Annotated in this window: 15 protein-coding genes; 6 read left to right on the top strand and 9 right to left on the bottom strand. The window is 68.5% G+C overall.

Annotated features, from left to right (window positions below; genetic code table 11):
- Window positions 1–39 precede the first annotated feature (39 nt).
- The 5 genes from DXK32_RS06575 to DXK32_RS06560 all read right to left on the bottom strand — a co-directional run bounded on the left by DXK32_RS06575 (window position 40) and on the right by DXK32_RS06560 (window position 3,130).
- A complete protein-coding gene (locus tag DXK32_RS06575) occupies window positions 40–750 on the bottom strand; it encodes an orotate phosphoribosyltransferase (RefSeq protein ID WP_114857779.1) in 711 nt (236 codons plus the stop codon).
- An 82-nt stretch (window positions 751–832) separates the two neighbouring features.
- Window positions 833–1,315 (bottom strand): DUF29 domain-containing protein, encoded by a 483-nt coding sequence (locus DXK32_RS06570; RefSeq protein ID WP_114857778.1) that lies wholly within the window; start codon window positions 1,313–1,315, stop codon window positions 833–835.
- 63 nt (window positions 1,316–1,378) lie between these two features.
- Entirely contained in the window at window positions 1,379–1,555 is a 177-nt protein-coding gene (locus DXK32_RS32565) for a hypothetical protein (RefSeq protein WP_014239676.1), read from the bottom strand.
- Between the two features lie 3 nt (window positions 1,556–1,558).
- Complete coding sequence (locus DXK32_RS06565) at window positions 1,559–2,515, bottom strand: bifunctional riboflavin kinase/FAD synthetase (protein ID WP_114857777.1); 957 nt, start codon at window positions 2,513–2,515, stop codon at window positions 1,559–1,561.
- A gap of 165 nt (window positions 2,516–2,680) precedes the next feature.
- On the bottom strand, window positions 2,681–3,130 hold the full coding sequence (locus DXK32_RS06560; RefSeq protein WP_014239679.1) for a MaoC family dehydratase: 450 nt from the start codon (window positions 3,128–3,130) through the stop codon (window positions 2,681–2,683).
- A 377-nt stretch (window positions 3,131–3,507) separates the two neighbouring features.
- On the opposite strand from DXK32_RS06560, the gene DXK32_RS06555 reads away from it, so the two are divergent.
- A complete protein-coding gene (locus DXK32_RS06555; protein WP_114857776.1) occupies window positions 3,508–4,329 on the top strand; it encodes an SDR family NAD(P)-dependent oxidoreductase in 822 nt (273 codons plus the stop codon).
- Here the strand turns inward: DXK32_RS06555 and DXK32_RS06550 are convergent.
- The gene (locus DXK32_RS06550; protein ID WP_114857775.1) at window positions 4,326–4,940 is read right to left on the bottom strand and encodes a septal ring lytic transglycosylase RlpA family protein; all 615 of its coding nucleotides are present in this window, start codon (window positions 4,938–4,940) and stop codon (window positions 4,326–4,328) included. The genes DXK32_RS06555 and DXK32_RS06550 overlap by 4 nt on opposite strands.
- Window positions 4,941–5,083: 143 nt before the next feature.
- On the opposite strand from DXK32_RS06550, the gene DXK32_RS06545 reads away from it, so the two are divergent.
- The 3 genes from DXK32_RS06545 to DXK32_RS06535 all read left to right on the top strand — a co-directional run bounded on the left by DXK32_RS06545 (window position 5,084) and on the right by DXK32_RS06535 (window position 7,723).
- Window positions 5,084–6,040 carry an alpha/beta fold hydrolase gene (locus tag DXK32_RS06545; RefSeq protein WP_114857774.1) on the top strand — a complete coding sequence of 319 codons (957 nt, stop codon included), beginning with the start codon at window positions 5,084–5,086 and terminating at the stop codon, window positions 6,038–6,040.
- Window positions 6,041–6,146: 106 nt separating this feature from the next.
- A complete protein-coding gene (locus DXK32_RS06540; RefSeq protein WP_114857773.1) occupies window positions 6,147–7,160 on the top strand; it encodes a DUF6352 family protein in 1,014 nt (337 codons plus the stop codon).
- A 98-nt stretch (window positions 7,161–7,258) separates the two neighbouring features.
- Window positions 7,259–7,723: a bacteriohemerythrin gene (locus DXK32_RS06535; protein ID WP_162801100.1), complete on the top strand. Its 465-nt coding sequence runs from the start codon at window positions 7,259–7,261 to the stop codon at window positions 7,721–7,723.
- Between the two features lie 148 nt (window positions 7,724–7,871).
- Here the strand turns inward: DXK32_RS06535 and DXK32_RS06525 are convergent, their stop codons facing one another.
- Window positions 7,872–8,396 (bottom strand): PRC-barrel domain-containing protein, encoded by a 525-nt coding sequence (locus DXK32_RS06525; RefSeq protein WP_247877007.1) that lies wholly within the window; start codon window positions 8,394–8,396, stop codon window positions 7,872–7,874.
- 529 nt (window positions 8,397–8,925) lie between these two features.
- On the opposite strand from DXK32_RS06525, the gene DXK32_RS06520 reads away from it, so the two are divergent.
- Window positions 8,926–12,645: a vitamin B12-dependent ribonucleotide reductase gene (locus DXK32_RS06520; RefSeq protein WP_114857770.1), complete on the top strand. Its 3,720-nt coding sequence runs from the start codon at window positions 8,926–8,928 to the stop codon at window positions 12,643–12,645.
- A 144-nt stretch (window positions 12,646–12,789) separates the two neighbouring features.
- Here the strand turns inward: DXK32_RS06520 and DXK32_RS06515 are convergent, their stop codons facing one another.
- Window positions 12,790–13,272: a bacteriohemerythrin gene (locus DXK32_RS06515; RefSeq protein ID WP_114857769.1), complete on the bottom strand. Its 483-nt coding sequence runs from the start codon at window positions 13,270–13,272 to the stop codon at window positions 12,790–12,792.
- Between the two features lie 199 nt (window positions 13,273–13,471).
- On the opposite strand from DXK32_RS06515, the gene DXK32_RS06510 reads away from it, so the two are divergent.
- On the top strand, window positions 13,472–15,106 hold the full coding sequence (locus DXK32_RS06510; RefSeq protein ID WP_114857768.1) for a S10 family peptidase: 1,635 nt from the start codon (window positions 13,472–13,474) through the stop codon (window positions 15,104–15,106).
- Window positions 15,107–15,203: 97 nt separating this feature from the next.
- Here DXK32_RS06510 and DXK32_RS06505 read toward each other — a convergent pair.
- Window positions 15,204–15,491, bottom strand: a 288-nt coding sequence (locus DXK32_RS06505) for a flagellin (RefSeq protein ID WP_282184571.1), incomplete at its 5' end; no start/stop codon positions are given.

Raw genomic sequence — 15,491 nt, 5'->3', positions numbered from 1 at the left:
TGTGGGCGGTGCGGTCAAGGCGCGGCGCCTCCGGGTGCGTCAGTCGAAGCTGGCCTTGCCGCCGTGGGCGGCGGACCAGGTGACCGGGTCGTTCAGGAACTTCTCGACCTCCGACAGGGTGTTCTCGTCGAAGTACTGGTTCTCGCGGGCGACCTTCAGCACGTCCCACCAAGTGCACAGCTCGTGCAGGCGGACGCCGATGCGGTCCATGTTGGTCTTCGACTGCGGGAAGATGCCGTAATGGAAGATCACGAAGCTGTCGGTCACCGTGGCGCCGCCGTTGCGCAGCGCGGTGACGAAGTTCTCCTTGCTCTTGCCGTCGGTGGCGAGGTCCTCGACCAGGATGACCCGCTGCCCCTCGGTCAGCACGCCCTCGATCTGGGCGTTGCGCCCGAAGCCCTTCGGCTTCTTGCGGACATATTGCATGGGCAGTTCCAGCCGCTCGGCGATCCAGGCGGCGAAGGGGATGCCCGCCGTCTCGCCGCCGGCCACCGCGTCGATGCTCTCGTAGCCGATCTCGCGCTCGATGGTCTGGACGGCGAAGTCCATCAGAGCCTTGCGGGCGCGCGGGAAGGACACGATGCGCCGGCAATCGGTGTAGACCGGGCTCGCCCAGCCGGAGGTGAAGATGAAGGGCGTCTCGGCGTTGAAATGCAGCGCCTTGATTTCCAGCAGGATCTTCGCGGCGGTGGCGGCAATCGTGGCCCGGTCACCATTGGTCGGGGCGGGCAGGGCGGCGGCGGTGGTCATGGCCTAACGGCTCCCAGGGAGGCTCAAACTGCCCCGTGTGTAGCCCCCCGGCGTGCGAATCGCAATGGCCGGACCTTGCCGGTCAGCCCAGCCCGTGCCGGTTGGGTGGGATGAAGTCGTCGTCCAGAATCTGGGCGAGGCTGTAGGGGCAATCGGTGGGAAGGGCGTCGGGCGCCACGCCGTCGAACAGCTCCAGAGCCTTGACCGCCAGCCGGTGTCCTTGCTTCCACGCCTTCGGGAGAAGATCGGGCGCCTTGCGCGCCAGGGTGCCGCTGTCCTCCAGCGCGTAGACCGCCCGGCCGCGCTGCTCCACGACGCTGAGCATCCATTTGTTGCGGGGCGCCGGGGCGGGCGAGTGCTCCAGCTTCAACAGATGTTCGATGACGTGGGTGAGGGCGCTGACCAGCGCGCTTTCCTGGCTGCGGCCCAAGCTCTCGACCTCCTCCGCCAGATTCTCCAGATCCAACTCGGAGTTGACGTGCGTCTCCGCCATGCGACGAAGCGCGGCGGCCTGCTCCAAGGTCCAGGCGTACCAGTCGGTGTCGTAGAGGCGGCCGTCGGGCATGGGACCCTCCCGGTGGAATCCGTCTGTCAGGTTACCCGGAACGCCGTGGGCGGTCCATGGGGCTCACTTCCCCGGCAACGCCAACGCGATGCAGCGGGTCAGCACCGGGTTGCCGGTCATCTCGCGGTAGGCCTGGACGATGGCGGGCTCGGCGGCCTTGCACTGCTCCATCGTCTGGAACTCGATGGTGGTCGGGCCGCCTTGGTTCAGAATGAAGAGAAGAAGGATCACGCGGTCCATCGCTCAACCCTCCGACCGCGGTTCCTTGGCCAGCACGGCGCGGGCGGCGGCGGCGTCCTGGACGATCTGGTCCTTCAGCTCGGTGAAGCTGCCGAACTTGCGCTCCGGCCGCAGGAACTCGATGAGCTGCACGCGCAGATGCTGGCCGTAGAGGTCGCCGTCGAAGTCGAGGATGTGGGTTTCCAGCCGCTCCACCGTTCCGCCCACGGTCGGGCGGCGGCCCAGGTTGGCGACGCCGTCGCGCCACACCGTGCCCGCCCCCTGGTCCACGCCGGTGCGCACCGCGTAGACGCCGAAGGCGGGGCGCAGATAGTCGGCCAGCTCGACGTTGGCGGTGGGGAAGCCGATGGTGCGGCCCTTGTGGTCGCCATGCTCCACGCGCCCCTCGATCTCCCAGGGGGAACCGAGCAGCCGGGCCGCCTCGCGCGGGTTGCCGGCGACCAGCGCGTCGCGCACGCGGGTGGAGGAGTAGACGCTCTCCGCATCGTCCGACACCGGCCCGACCTCGGTCACGCCGAAGCCGTGCGCCGCGCCGGCCTGCCGCAGCAGGGCAGGGTCGCCGCCGCGGCCGTGCCCGAACAGGAAGTCGTAGCCGCAGACGACGTGCCGCGCGCCCAGCCCGGCCACCAGATCCTCCTGGATGAAGGCGTCGGCGGTCTTGTGCAGGAAGCTCTCGTCGAAATGGCAGACGAACAGCAGGTCGACGCCCAGCGCCTCGATGTGGCGGGCCTTGACGCGGAAGGGCGACAGGCGGAAGGGGGCGTCGTCGGGGCGGAAGACCGAGCGGGGGTGCGGCTCGAAGGTCATCACCGCCGAGGGCGCGCCGAGATCGCGGGCGATCCGCTGGGCGGTGGCGATCACCGCCTGATGGCCGCGGTGCACCCCGTCGAAGTTGCCCAGGGCGACGACGGCCCCACGGGCGTCCTCCGGCAGGTCGGCGGTGTGTCGGAACAATCGCATGCGTCACGCCCTGATGGTCTGCGGGCCGCGCACGGCCCCCGGAAACGATGGCGGCCCGCCGGGGCGGGCCATGCCATGGGCGTCTTATATAGACCGGTGCCGGCGCGTGGTCTACGCACCGGCGACCGGCAGGTCATTTCGATCGTTGAGGGCTCGCCTGCGGGATCAGCCGCGCGAGGGGACCATCAGCAGGGCCTCACCCTCGATCACCACTGTTTCGCCGACGGTGCAGACCGTGCGGACAACGGCGCGGCGCTTCTCCGGGATGATCTCGGTGACGGTGGCGCGGGCGGTCACCGTGTCGCCGGCGCGCACCGGCGCCTTGAAGCGCACGGTCTGGCTCATGTAGATGGCGCCCGGCCCCGGCAGCTTGGTGCCGAGAACGGCCGAGATGAAGCTGACGCTCAGCATGCCGTGGGCGATGCGGCCCTGGAACATGGTGCCGCTGGCGTATTCCTGGTTCAGATGGACCGGGTTGGTGTCGCCGGAGATGCCGGCGAACAGCACGATGTCCGCCTCGGTAACCGTCTTCGCGAAGGACGCCGTCATGCCGACGGTCAAATCCTCGATGCAGTGGCCCTCGTTGTCCTTCAGGACTTGGCGAACATCATCCATACCGCGGTTCCTTTTCATCAAGCACCGGCCGGAAGCACCGGCCGTGCGGTGCGACAACACGTATGGTGCAATGCGATATATGCACTGCAACCACGTGATGGCAACACGACTCGCCTGAAAAAGTGAAAAAACCGCTAACCTCTTTCGAAAGAGGAGGCAGTCGACGCGCTCTGCCTATTTCCCACCTATTTCCTGGGTCTCGGCGATTTCAGTTCCGTGACAGTAAAAGTGCGGAGGGGCGTCAGTTGATATGTGTACTGACAATTCGTCCTGCTGCACCGCGGAATGTGCGGCGACTCGGGGGCGGATGGCTTGACTTCGCGCCGCTGCGGCCAACCGTCACCTTTCATCTCCCGAACCGCGATGGAATCCGACCCATGCCCCACCGCTTCGCGCTGGTCACCGGCGGCACCTCCGGCATTGGCGCCGGCTTCGCCCACGCCCTGTCCCCCGACACCGGCCTTCTGCTGGCCGCCCGCAACGCCGAGGCCCTCAACACCGCCAAGACGGAGCTGGAGTCCGCTGGTCGCCGGGTGGAGGTGCTGGCCTCCGACCTGACCACCGACGCGGGGCGGAACGCCCTGATCCAGAAGGCGCAGACGCTGGAGATCGACCTGCTCATCAACAACGCCGGGTCCGGCGCCTTCGGGCCGGTGCTCGACAACAGCCCGGAGGCGGAGCGGGCAACGGTGGAACTGAACGTGGTGGCGACGACGGTGCTGACCCGTGCGCTGCTGCCCGGCATGATCGAACGCGCGGCCCGCGACGGCCGGCGGGCCGGGCTGATCCTGCTGTCGAGCACCGCGGCCTTCCAGCCGATCCCGTTCCTCGGGACCTATTGCGCCAGCAAGAGCTTCGTCCTGGCCTATGGCGAGGCGCTGGCGACGGAGCTGAAGCGCAAGCCGGTGGATGTGCTGGTGCTGTGCCCCGGCGCCACCCGCACCGCCTTCGGCAAGCGGGCCGGATTCGCCTTGAACGCCCTGCCGGGGGCGGCCGATCCGCTGGACGTGGCGCGGGAAGGGTTGCAGGCTTTGGGGCGCCGTACGGTGCATGTGCATGGCTTCGGCACCCGCAACATGCTGCGTCCCTTCCTATGGTCGCGCCACGCGGCGTCGGACGGGCTGGGCGCGCTGCTGGCCGCCTTCGACCGGGGGCAGCGCGCCGGCCGGTCCGTCCGCCCACCGCGAGAGGGGGCTTAGCGGTCGGACCCCGAACCGCTCTGCCGGTCGGCGGCGGACGAACCCGACAGGGCGGCGCCGCCCTTTTTCTGGGAGCCGGGCTGCTCCGCCACCTGGGTCTGGTCGGCCTTCTCGGCCTTGGCCTCGATCTTCTCCTTCACGGCCTCGGTCGGCTGTTCGGACGGCTTGGCCTCGACGCGCACCGGGGCCACGCCGTCCTCGATCATGTCGAGCTTCTTGGCGGCCTTCTTCGACAGGTCGATGACCCGGCCGTCCACATAGGGGCCGCGGTCGTTGACGATGACCTCGACGCTCTTGCCGTTGTCCTGGTTGGTCACGGTGACCTTGCTGCCCAGCGGCAGCTCGCGCGAGGCGGCGGTCGGCTTGTTCTGGTCGAAACGCTCGCCGCTCGCCGTCTTCTTCCCATGGAACGAGCCGCCGTAAAAGGACGCCTCGCCCTCATGGACGATGACCGGCTCGCCCTCGTCCGTGCGCTCCACGGCGATCGGCGGCACCGACGCGTCCTTGGGGCTTTGCGCTTTTGAGGAAGGCTGGGCCTGGGCGGCGGCCATGGGGGACAGGGTCAGGGACAGGGCGCAAAGCGCCAGGGACAGTGTACGCGCCATGTGCATTCGAATGTACCTCCCAATGGACCTCGACAACACCTGGGAGAGGACGGGGGTTCCACTGGATGGCCGGCGGACGGCCGCCGGACGCTGGACCCGCGCCGTGCGTTGATGCTTCAATCGTCCCGTCAATGAAGGAGCGCGCAGGAATGGCCGTGAGCGTGGCGGATCTGGGTGTGGGGCCACGGTTCGGCTGGGTGACGATGGAGGATGGGACCCGGCTGCGCACCGCCCATTGGACGGCCACGACCATCCCGCCGCGTGGCACCGCGCTGCTGCTGACCGGCCGGGCGGAGTTCATTGAGAAATACGCCGAGACGGCGGGTGAGATGCTTGCCCGCGGCTTCGAGGTCTTCGCCTTCGACTGGCGCAACCAGGGCCTGTCCGACCGTCCCCTGCCCAACCCCCAGATCCATCACCTGGACAGCTTCGACACCCTGGCCGGCGACCTGCGGGAGGTGGTGGAGCGGGTGGTGAGGCCGCGGCAGCGCGGGCCGCTGCTGCTGGTCGCCCACAGCATGGGCGGGCTGGTCGCCCTGATGGCCCTGCTGCGCGACCCGGCGCCGCCCGACCCGGCCCTCTGCGACGCGGCGGTGCTGACGGCGCCGATGTTCGACATCTTCACCGGCCCGGTGCCGCGCCGCATGGCGGTCTGGCTGGCCGAACGCCTCTGCGCCCGCGGGCGGGCCGCCGAATACGCCTTCGGCCAGCACGATTACGACCCGGTGGAGGGGCTGTTCACCCCGGTCAACCCGATCACCTCCGACCCCCGCCGCTACGCCACCTATCACGACGCCTTCCGCGACCGGCCCGAACTGCGGGTGGGCGGGGTCAGCTTCGGTTGGGTGCGGGCGGCCCTGCGCGCCTCCGACCACATCCGCTTCACGGCGCCGCTGGAGCGGGTGACGACCCCCATCCTGCTGCTGAGCGCCCCCGCCGACGCCGTCGTCCGCTCGGAGTCGCACCGGTTGGCCGCCGCCCGGCTGGGCAACGCCGTGCTCAAGGAGCATCCCGACTCCAAGCACGAGCTGCTGATGGAGCGCGACGACGTCCGCGACCGGGTGTGGGCGGATATCGACGCCTTCCTGGCCGCCCATCATCTGTAAGTCGGGCCTCCGTAAGCCGGGCTGTGCTAGGTCCTTGGTATGGGCGCCCGCGCGCCCACATGAGGGACGCTTTGCGACCGCTTTTCTGTTCAAGGGTCTGCCTTCCATGTCCGATTTCTGGAAAGAGTCCGGTTTCCATCTGCTGACGCGCGACGCCGACGGCTGGCTGGCGGTCACGCCGGACTTCCTGCGCGCCTATCTGATGCGGCCGGAGATGCGCCCGCCCGAGGACGCCTGCGAGACCGAACACACGCTGTTCGCCGGTCTGCTCGACGATCCCACCCGCCCCGTCCCGCCGGGCATGGTGGAGGCGCTGGCCGACGCGGACGCGCGGGAGAACTGGGCGGTCTGGCTGGGCTTCCGCGACCGGCTGCTCGCCGCCGGCACGGTCGAGGGCTGCTATCTCCGCCTGTTCCGCGAGGGCGCGCGGGGCGTGCCGGGGCTGTTCATCGACCAACTGGCCCATGTCATGCTGCGCAACATCCTGGACGGCACGCCGTCGGGCCTGCGGGCGCGGGCGGGGGAGCTGTTCTTCCGGCCCCAGACCGTGTCGGTGGACGACGGGCGGGTCCGGCTGGCCGACAGCGAGACGGTGGAAATGCTGGCCGCGACCGGCGGCTTCGGCAGCCTGGGCCGGCTGGTGGTCGAGGCCGGCACCGCCCCGCGCTCCGTCGATCTCGACATCCTCGACGAGACCAACCATTCCCGCTATTGGGAACGCGATTCGCGGCACGACACCGTGCTGGACGTGACCTTCGCCGCCGCCGGTCTCGACGCGCTGTGCCGCGTCCTGGAAGGCTGGGTGCGGCATTTCCTGGGGGTGGCGGTGTCGATCCATCCCGTGCAGCGGATCAGCGACGAGCGATGGGTCTGGCATGTCGGGCTGGACGGCGAGGCCACGGCGATCCTCAACGACCTCTACAACGGGGCCGAAGTAGGGGAGGACCGGCTGGCCCGCATCCTGTCGCTGTTCCGGCTGGAGTTCGCCGATCCGGCGGCGATGCGTGCCGACATCGCCGGGCGGCCTGTCTATCTGGCCCTGGCGATGACCGCCGACCGCAAGCTGCGCCTCAAGCCGCAGAACCTGCTGGTCAACCTGCCCTTGGCGCCGATGAACTGACGGGCGGCCCATAACCATAAAGAAAGTGTGACTATCTGCCGCTCCCGGCGGCGGGCGGGCGGCGGCTTATAAGGATGTTTCCTGAAGGGGGAAACGTCATGCAATTAAACAACATCCAACCGAAGACGATGAAGCCGAACCTTGCCGACCCGCGCTGGCAGACGATGGCGTGGCAGGACGGTTTCGGAGTCGGCAACGCCGTGATCGACGCCGACCACAAACGCCTGTTCGAACTGTTCAACGAGTTCGTCACCGCGGTGAACGAGTTCCGCGCCGACAGCGAGATCCAGGACGTGCTGAGGGACCTGCTCGACTACACCGACACGCATTTCGACCGGGAAGAGACGCTGATGCGCGAGCACGGCTATCCCGACTACACCGCCCACAAGGCGCTGCACGACGGCTTCGTCCGCCAGCTTCACGACGTGAACAGCGCGCTGGACGCGGGCGGGGAGAAGGGGGCCTTCGTTCTCGGCTTCCTCGCCAAATGGCTGTCCGGCCACATCCTGGGCGTGGACACGAAGCTGGGCGCCTACCTGCGCGAGCGCGGGGTGGAGGCGTAGAGCCTAATAGCCCTCTCCCCTCTGGGGAGAGGGTGGCCCGAAGGGCCGGTGAGGGGGACGTGCATTTGCCGGACGTACCGCCACGCGCAACCCCCTCACCCTAACCCTCTCCCCAGAGGGGAGAGGGGAAATATTGATGTTCAGCGCGTCACTGCTTGTTCGACTCGCCGCTGTGCTTCGGGCCGCGGTTCAGCGACGTCATGCTGTCGCTGTACTGGAACTCGGGCATGTCGCGCACGCTCGCCTGGGTGACGTCGCGCAGCGTGATCGGGCCGTTGCCCGGCAGCACGTCGGCCAGCGCGATGTCCGCCGCGATCTCCTTGCCGCCGATGCCGAGGAAGCCGCCGCTCTGGATCACCAGGAGCTGCGCGTTGCCGTCCGGTCCGAGGATCACGTCGGACACCTTGCCGACCTTTTCGCCGTCGGCGCCGATCACCGTGCGACTCATCAGATGCTCGACGCTGGCGCCGCTGGTGGCGCCGCTGGTGGCGCCGCTGGTGGCGCCGCTGTTCGCGGAGCCGGCCGGCCGGGCGCTTTGCCCCTGGTCCATGATGACCGAGTTGGGGGCCTGGGAACCCGGGGCCTGGGTGGAGCCGCCGGTGCCGGTCTGGGCCGCGGCGGCGCCGGTCATCAGCGCCAGGGCGGACAGGGTCGCGATCACCGTCTTGTGCATGGAAGCTCTCCTCGTTGCACGAAACCGACCCTTCCAACCGGAGGGAGCGGGAAAGGTCACGGGAGGGGCCTTGTGACATCGCGGGGGCGACTCGGGGCGCCGTCCGGGAGCCGAGCCGTGGGGCCGGTCCAGCGGGCAAAAGCGTGGTCGCGGGATGGGGGAGCGGAGAAGGGCGTACCGCCGATTCGCCCCCTGTGACTCCTGGGGTCGGAGGGGCCCGGCAACCCCGTGAAAGTGACGGATTCCTTACGGAAACCGGGCGCCGGGGGCGCTCCGCCGGGGACTAGATATGGGGGTGGGTGGATTTTTTCCGGGAACCCCCGGCGGCTTGGCCCGTTGACTTGGCGCGCCATATCTAGGAGGTAGCCCCGCGTCAAGCACACAATATCTTGGGCCGGGCCTTGCTTGGTCCAAAGCTTGAGGCTAGGATGCGCACCAACATACAGGGTGTTGCGTTCGTCAGCCAGCGCGAGCTGCGCCGCACGGAGCGCGACACCTTTGTTCGCCAGCCAGAGGGAGCACGAGTCACATGCGGGTCCAGCGTCGTTTCACCAAAGAGGGTCAGGATGCTTACGCCGCTCTCGGCTTCCGCCGCACGACGAGCGAGATCCGCAACCCTGACGGCTCCGTGGTCTTCCAGCAGACGGACATCGAGGTTCCCGAGAATTACAGCCAGGTCGCCAGCGACATCCTGGCCCAGAAGTATTTCCGCAAGGCCGGCGTTCCGGTCGCGCTGAAGGCGGTCGAGGAGAACACCGTTCCGTCCTGGCTGTGGCGCAAGACCGCCGACGAGGCGGCTCTGGCCGCCCTGCCGAAGGAGAAGCGCTATTCCGGCGAGAAGTCGGCCAAGCAGGTCTTCGACCGTCTGGCCGGCACCTGGACCTACTGGGGCTGGAAGGGCGGCTATTTCGACACCGAGGCCGACGCCCGCGCCTTCTTCGACGAGATGCGCTTCATGCTGGCCGCCCAGATGGCGGCCCCGAACAGCCCGCAGTGGTTCAACACCGGCCTGCACTGGGCCTACGGCATCGACGGCCCGAGCCAGGGCCACTTCTACGTCGATTTCAAGACCGGCCTGCTGACCTCGTCCGCCTCGGCCTACGAGCACCCGCAGCCGCACGCATGCTTCATCCAGTCCGTCGCCGACGATCTGGTGAACGAGGGCGGCATCATGGACCTGTGGGTCCGCGAGGCGCGCCTGTTCAAGTACGGCTCCGGCACCGGCTCCAACTTCTCCCGCCTGCGCGGCGAGGGTGAGAAGCTGGCCGGCGGCGGCAAGTCGTCGGGCCTGATGAGCTTCCTGAAGATCGGCGACCGCGCGGCGGGCGCCATCAAGTCGGGCGGCACCACCCGCCGTGCGGCCAAGATGGTCACGGTGGACATGGACCACCCGGACATCGAGGCCTACATCGACTGGAAGGTGACCGAGGAGCAGAAGGTCGCCGCCCTCGTCACCGGTTCGAAAATCTGCCAGCAGCACCTGACCGCGATCATGGCCGCCGCCCAGGACGGCCAGGACCCGAAGGTCAACAAGGAGCTGAAGAAGGCCGTCGTCGCCGCCCGCAAGGCGCAGGTGCCGGAGAACTACGTCCAGCGCGTGATCCAGTTCGCCGGCCAGGGCTTCACCAGCCTCGAGTTCAAGACCTACAACACCGATTGGGACTCGGACGCCTACCTGACGGTGGCCGGCCAGAACTCGAACAACTCGGTGCGCATCTCCGACGACTTCATCCAGGCCGTCCTGAACGACGACGAGTGGAAGCTGATCCGCCGCACCGACGGCACGGTCCACCGGACGCTGCGCGCCCGAGACCTGTGGGACAAGGTCGGCTACGCCGCCTGGGCCTGCGCCGATCCGGGCGTGCAGTTCGACACCACGATCAACGACTGGCACACCTGCCCGGCCTCGGGGCGCATCAACGCCTCGAACCCGTGTTCGGAGTACATGTTCCTCGACGACACGGCCTGCAACCTCGCCTCGCTGAACCTGATGTCGTTCCGTCTGAAGGACGGCTCCTTCGACGTCGAGGCGTTCGAGCACGCCTGCCGCCTGTGGACCATGGTGCTGGAAATTTCCGTGCTGATGGCGCAGTTCCCGTCCAAGGAAATCGCCCAGCTGTCCTACGAGTTCCGCACGCTGGGCCTGGGCTTCGCCAACCTCGGCGGCCTGCTGATGTCCTCCGGCCTGCCCTACGACTCGGCGGAAGGCCGCGCCTACTGCGCCGCCATCTCGGCGGTGATGACCGGCGTCGCCTACGCCACCTCCGCCGAGATGGCGCAGGAGCTGGGCGCCTTCCCGGCCTATGAGCAGAACCGCGACCACATGCTGCGGGTCATCCGCAACCACCGCCGCGCCGCCTGTGGCGAGATGGAGGGTTACGAGGGCCTGTCGGTCAAGCCGGTGCCCTTCGTCGCCGACGAGTGCCCGGAGCCGGAACTGGCGATGGCCGCCGTTCGCGCCTGGGACATGGCGCTGGAGCTGGGTGAGCAGCACGGCTTCCGCAACGCCCAGGCCACGGTGGTCGCCCCGACCGGCACCATCGGTCTGGTCATGGATTGCGACACCACGGGCATCGAGCCGGACTTCGCGCTGGTGAAGTTCAAGAAGCTGGCCGGCGGCGGCTACTTCAAGATCGTGAACCGTCTGGTGCCGGAGGCCCTGCGCACGCTGGGCTACACCGTCGACCAGATCGCCGCGATCGAGCGCTACGCGGTCGGCCACGGCACGCTGAAGGGCGCGCCGGGCGTCAACCACGAGACCCTGACCGCCAAGGGCTTCCCGGCCGAGGTGCTGGAGAAGCTGGAGGGCAACCTCGCCACCGCCTTCGACATCAAGTTCGCCTTCAACCGCTGGACGGTCGGCGCCGACGTCATCGTCGACACGCTGGGCATCCCCGCCGAGCAGATGGACGCGCCGGGCTTCGACCTGCTGACCGCTCTCGGCTTCACCAAGGCCGAGCTTGAGGCGGCGAACACCTTCTGCTGCGGCGCCATGACGCTGGAGGGCGCGCCCTTCCTGAAGGACGAACATCTGCCGGTGTTCGACTGCGCCAACCCCTGCGGCCGCATCGGCAAGCGCTTCCTGTCCTGGGAATCGCACATCACCATGATGGCCGCCTCGCAGCCCTTCATCTCCGGCGCCATCTCCAAGACCATCAACATGCCGAACACGGCGACGGTCGAGGAGTGCAAGGACGCCTATCTGCTGTCCTGGCGCCTGGGCATCAAGGCCAACGCGCTGTACCGCGACGGCTCCAAGCTGAGCCAGCCGCTCTCCGCCGCCCTGCTGGACGACGAGGAGGACGCGGTCGAGGAGATCGTCGAGGCGGCGAACGCCACCCGCACCCAGATGGTCTCCGAGCGCATCGTCGAGAAGGTCGTGGAGCGCATCATCGAGCGCAAGCGCACGGAGCGCGAGCGCCTGCCGCACCGCCGCAAGGGCTACACCCAGAAGGCGACCGTCGGCGGCCACAAGATCTACCTGCGCACCGGCGAGTATGAGGACGGCCGCATCGGCGAGATCTTCATCGACATGCACAAGGAGGGCGCCGCCTTCCGCTCGCTGATGAACAACTTCGCCATCGCGGTGTCGATCGGCCTGCAGTACGGCGTGCCGCTGGAAGAGTTCGTGGAGGCCTTCACCTTCACCCGCTTCGAGCCGTCGGGCATGGTGACCGGCAACGACACCATCAAGATGGCGACCTCGGTCATCGACTACATCTTCCGCGAGATCGCCATCTCCTACCTGGGCCGCACCGATCTGGCGCACGCCACGCCGGAGGATCTGGTGCCCTTCACGGTGGGCAGCGGCGACAAGCAGGGCGACCTGCCGGAGACCGGCGCGGTCCAGCCGTCGGACATCGTCCGTAAGGTCGCGTCGACCGGCTACGTCCGCAACAACCTGCGCGTCCTGAACGGCGGGCAGACCCAGCGGGCGTCCGCGGCGGCGGCCCTGGCCGCCACCGGCGCCGCGGTCCAAGCCACGGCGTCCGCCGCCCACGCGGCGGTGGCCTCCAGCCCGGCGGTCGGCGCCGCGGTGGTCCATGCCGGCGGCACCGCCCCGGTCGGCGGCACCACCGGCACGGCCTACGGCGGCAGCAACAGCGACCAGCGCTACGACCGCATCCGCGAGGCCCGCGCCCGCGGCTACGAGGGGGATCAGTGCGGGGAGTGCGGCAACATGACGCTTGTCCGCAACGGCACCTGCCTGAAGTGCGACACCTGCGGCTCCACCACGGGCTGCAGCTGAGGCCAGCCGGTTCCATCCCCGGCATGGCGTGGAAAAGGGGAGGTCCTCGGACCTCCCCTTTTTTCATCCGGCCCCTTTTTTCATCCGGCCCCTTTTTTCATCCGGCCATTTTGTGTGGGATGCGGCGAGCGCGCTCCGGTTTAATCAAACCGGGATGTTGGGGAAGACGCGGCCGGACAGCTGGGCGTCGGCCAGTTCCGCCGGGATGGCGTCGCGCTCCTTCAGCCAGCGGGCGAACTGGCGGTCCGCGGAGTTGATGTGCAGCATCAGCCATTGCGGCAGAAAGGTCGCCAGATACTCGGCGATGTTCTCCTCCGGCACGTTGCCGGTGGTGAAGGCGTGCAACTGCTCCCACGCCAGGGAATGCTGGACCAGATGGTCGGCCAGGAAAGGATAGCCGGCCTCCTCCATCACCTTCTGCTCGCTGGAAAAATGAATCTCCGTATAGACCACCGCATCAGCCAGCGTGCGATAGACCTCCTCGCGGGAACGGCCTTCGGCGACGGCGGTATGGAAGGCCTGGACCAGCCCGATCCACTGCTTGTGCTGCTCGTCGATGTCCTCGATGCCCAGCGCAAGATCCTCGCTCCAGACGAGATCCTGAAAATTCTCGGTGGACATGTCCATGATTGCGATGACTCGGCTTAAGGTGGTGGAAGACTGGGCATCATAAACACGGTCGTATGTGCATCAACGGTTTGAATTGAGATAAATTGTCGCGGTATCGGGGGTGATCCATGACGCGCGCCGAAGGGCTGTGTCCTTGCCGGAGACCTGTTGCGGGTCAATATGCGGGCCAGTGACGACACAGCCGACGGGATGCGCCATGCGCCGTGCCATGAACCGCCACCTCCGCCTTTTGCCGCTGCTTGCCCTGCTGGCGCTGCCGCCGCTTCACGCGGTGAACGCCCAGGAGGCGAACCCCCAGGGCGCGGAGCCTCAGGAGGCGCCGGCCCAGACCGAGCGGAACCAGGGCGTCCCGAAGCCGGCGGACCGGGTCGGCGGTGGGTTTGACGGCCAGCGCAGCGAGACCAGGCACCAGCTTCCGTTGCCCTCCGGGCCGCTCGCCTACATGGCGGTGGCGGAGTTCCTGCCCCTGCGCGACGGTCCGCGCGACGAGGCGGCGGCCCGCGTCTTCACCGTCACCTATACGCTGGACGGGGGCACGCCGGACGGGACGCCGCGCGGCCGGCGGCCGGTCGCCTTCGTGTTCAACGGCGGGCCGGGGGCCTCCTCGGCCTATCTGCATCTGGGCGCGCTGGGGCCGAAGGTGGTCGGCTTCAACGAGGATGGGTCGCTGACCCGTCCGCCGGCGCCGCTGCTCGATAACCCGGACAGCTGGCTGGCCTTCACCGATCTGGTCTTCGTCGATCCGGTCGGCACGGGCTACAGCCGGGGCATCCAACGCGATGGCGGGCGCGACGGGGGAAAGGATGGCGGTGGGCGGCGGGACGAGGACCCCGGCAAGCGCTTCTGGTCGGTCGACGCCGACAGCCGGGCCATGGCCGAGATCGTCCGGCTCTGGCTGACCCGCAACGGCCGCTGGGAGTCGCCGAAATTCCTGGTGGGGGAGAGCTATGGCGGATTCCGCATCGCCAAGATGGCCAACCGGTTGATCGACGACACCGGCATCGCGGTCAACGGGCTGATCATGGTGTCGCCGGTGGTCGATTTCGCCACCATCCGCGGCGGCGGCGGGCTTCTGGTGCCGGCGTTGCGGCTGCCCGCCTACGCCGCCTCGGCCGCCGCCAACGGTCTGGTTGCCGGCACGCCGGAGCAGGCGGCGGAGGCGGCCGAGCGCTACGCCTTCACCGGCTATCTCACCGGGTTGGCCGGGCTGGACTACCGCCGGCCCGGCGCGGCGCGGGACTTCTTCGCCGAGGTGGCGCGGACCACCGGCTTGCCGGAGGAGCTGGTGACCCGCTTCCGGGGAGAGATCCCCACCGACGTCTTCGCCCGTGAGCTGCTGCGCGGGCGCGGGCGGGTCGCCAGCGTCTATGACGGCACCTTCACCGTCGCGGACCCCGATCCGTCGGCCGCGCGCCTGTCTTTCGATCCCTTCCTGAAGGGCACGGTGCCGACCTACACCACCGCCTTCGCGGCCTACGCCCACGAGTGGCTGGGCGTGCGGACCGAAGTGCCGTTCGACCTGCTCAGCGACCGGGTCAACCGGGGCTGGGAATGGCCGCGCTCCGGCCAGCCCAGCGCGGTGGACGACCTCCAGGCCGCCCTGACCCTGCAGCCGGCGCTGCGGGTGCTGGTCGCCCATGGGCGCACCGACCTCATCACCCCCTACATGGCGTCGCGCTGGGTGGCGTCGCGCCTGGAGCTGCCGGACGGGCAGGCGGACCGGGTGGCCGTGACGGTCTATGAGGGCGGCCACATGATGTACACCCGCGCGTCCGAGCGCGCGAAGCTGGCCGCCGATGCACGCGCCCTGATCGGGGCCGCATTGCAGTGAGGCCGGCGGGCGGCCAAAAGAAAGCAGGCGCCCCGGTGGGGACGCCTGCTGCGCAATGCCTTGCCTCGGCCTGTGGTCGCCGGCTGGACCTTGCCGGTTAGAACAGACGCAGGATCGACTGCTGCGACTGGTTGGCCAGCGAGAGGGCGATGGTGCCGAGCTGCTGACGGGTCTGCAGCATCAGCAGGCTCGCGCCTTCCTCGTTCTGGTCGGCCAGCGTCAGCTTGTTGGCGCCTTCGACGAGCACGTCGCTGAACTCCTTGGTGAAGGTCTCGCGGGTCGTGATGATGTTCAGGTTGGTCGACAGCGTCTGCGAGGCCGAGCGCAGGGTCTGCTTCGCGTAGTCGATGCTGGCGACCGCCTTGTCGATGTCGGAGCGGTCGGT

This window comes from Azospirillum brasilense (assembly GCF_003349955.1).
GTDB lineage: Bacteria > Pseudomonadota > Alphaproteobacteria > Azospirillales > Azospirillaceae > Azospirillum > Azospirillum brasilense_B.
The sequence above is the reverse complement of the archived record's forward strand: the minus strand, read 5'-3'. Positions and strand labels throughout refer to the sequence as shown.

Coding starts and splice junctions, on each gene's coding strand:
- DXK32_RS06520 (WP_114857770.1), top strand. CDS start 8,926: ATGCGGGTCCAGCGTCGTTTCACCAAAGAGGGTCAGGATGCTTACGCC.
- DXK32_RS06565 (WP_114857777.1), bottom strand. CDS start 2,515: ATGCGATTGTTCCGACACACCGCCGACCTGCCGGAGGACGCCCGTGGG.
- DXK32_RS06560 (WP_014239679.1), bottom strand. CDS start 3,130: ATGGATGATGTTCGCCAAGTCCTGAAGGACAACGAGGGCCACTGCATC.
- DXK32_RS06535 (WP_162801100.1), top strand. CDS start 7,259: ATGCAATTAAACAACATCCAACCGAAGACGATGAAGCCGAACCTTGCC.
- DXK32_RS06545 (WP_114857774.1), top strand. CDS start 5,084: ATGGCCGTGAGCGTGGCGGATCTGGGTGTGGGGCCACGGTTCGGCTGG.
- DXK32_RS06575 (WP_114857779.1), bottom strand. CDS start 750: ATGACCACCGCCGCCGCCCTGCCCGCCCCGACCAATGGTGACCGGGCC.
- DXK32_RS06555 (WP_114857776.1), top strand. CDS start 3,508: ATGCCCCACCGCTTCGCGCTGGTCACCGGCGGCACCTCCGGCATTGGC.
- DXK32_RS06525 (WP_247877007.1), bottom strand. CDS start 8,396: ATGCACAAGACGGTGATCGCGACCCTGTCCGCCCTGGCGCTGATGACC.
- DXK32_RS32565 (WP_014239676.1), bottom strand. CDS start 1,555: ATGGACCGCGTGATCCTTCTTCTCTTCATTCTGAACCAAGGCGGCCCG.
- DXK32_RS06540 (WP_114857773.1), top strand. CDS start 6,147: ATGTCCGATTTCTGGAAAGAGTCCGGTTTCCATCTGCTGACGCGCGAC.
- DXK32_RS06510 (WP_114857768.1), top strand. CDS start 13,472: ATGCGCCGTGCCATGAACCGCCACCTCCGCCTTTTGCCGCTGCTTGCC.
- DXK32_RS06550 (WP_114857775.1), bottom strand. CDS start 4,940: ATGCACATGGCGCGTACACTGTCCCTGGCGCTTTGCGCCCTGTCCCTG.
- DXK32_RS06570 (WP_114857778.1), bottom strand. CDS start 1,315: ATGCCCGACGGCCGCCTCTACGACACCGACTGGTACGCCTGGACCTTG.
- DXK32_RS06515 (WP_114857769.1), bottom strand. CDS start 13,272: ATGGACATGTCCACCGAGAATTTTCAGGATCTCGTCTGGAGCGAGGAT.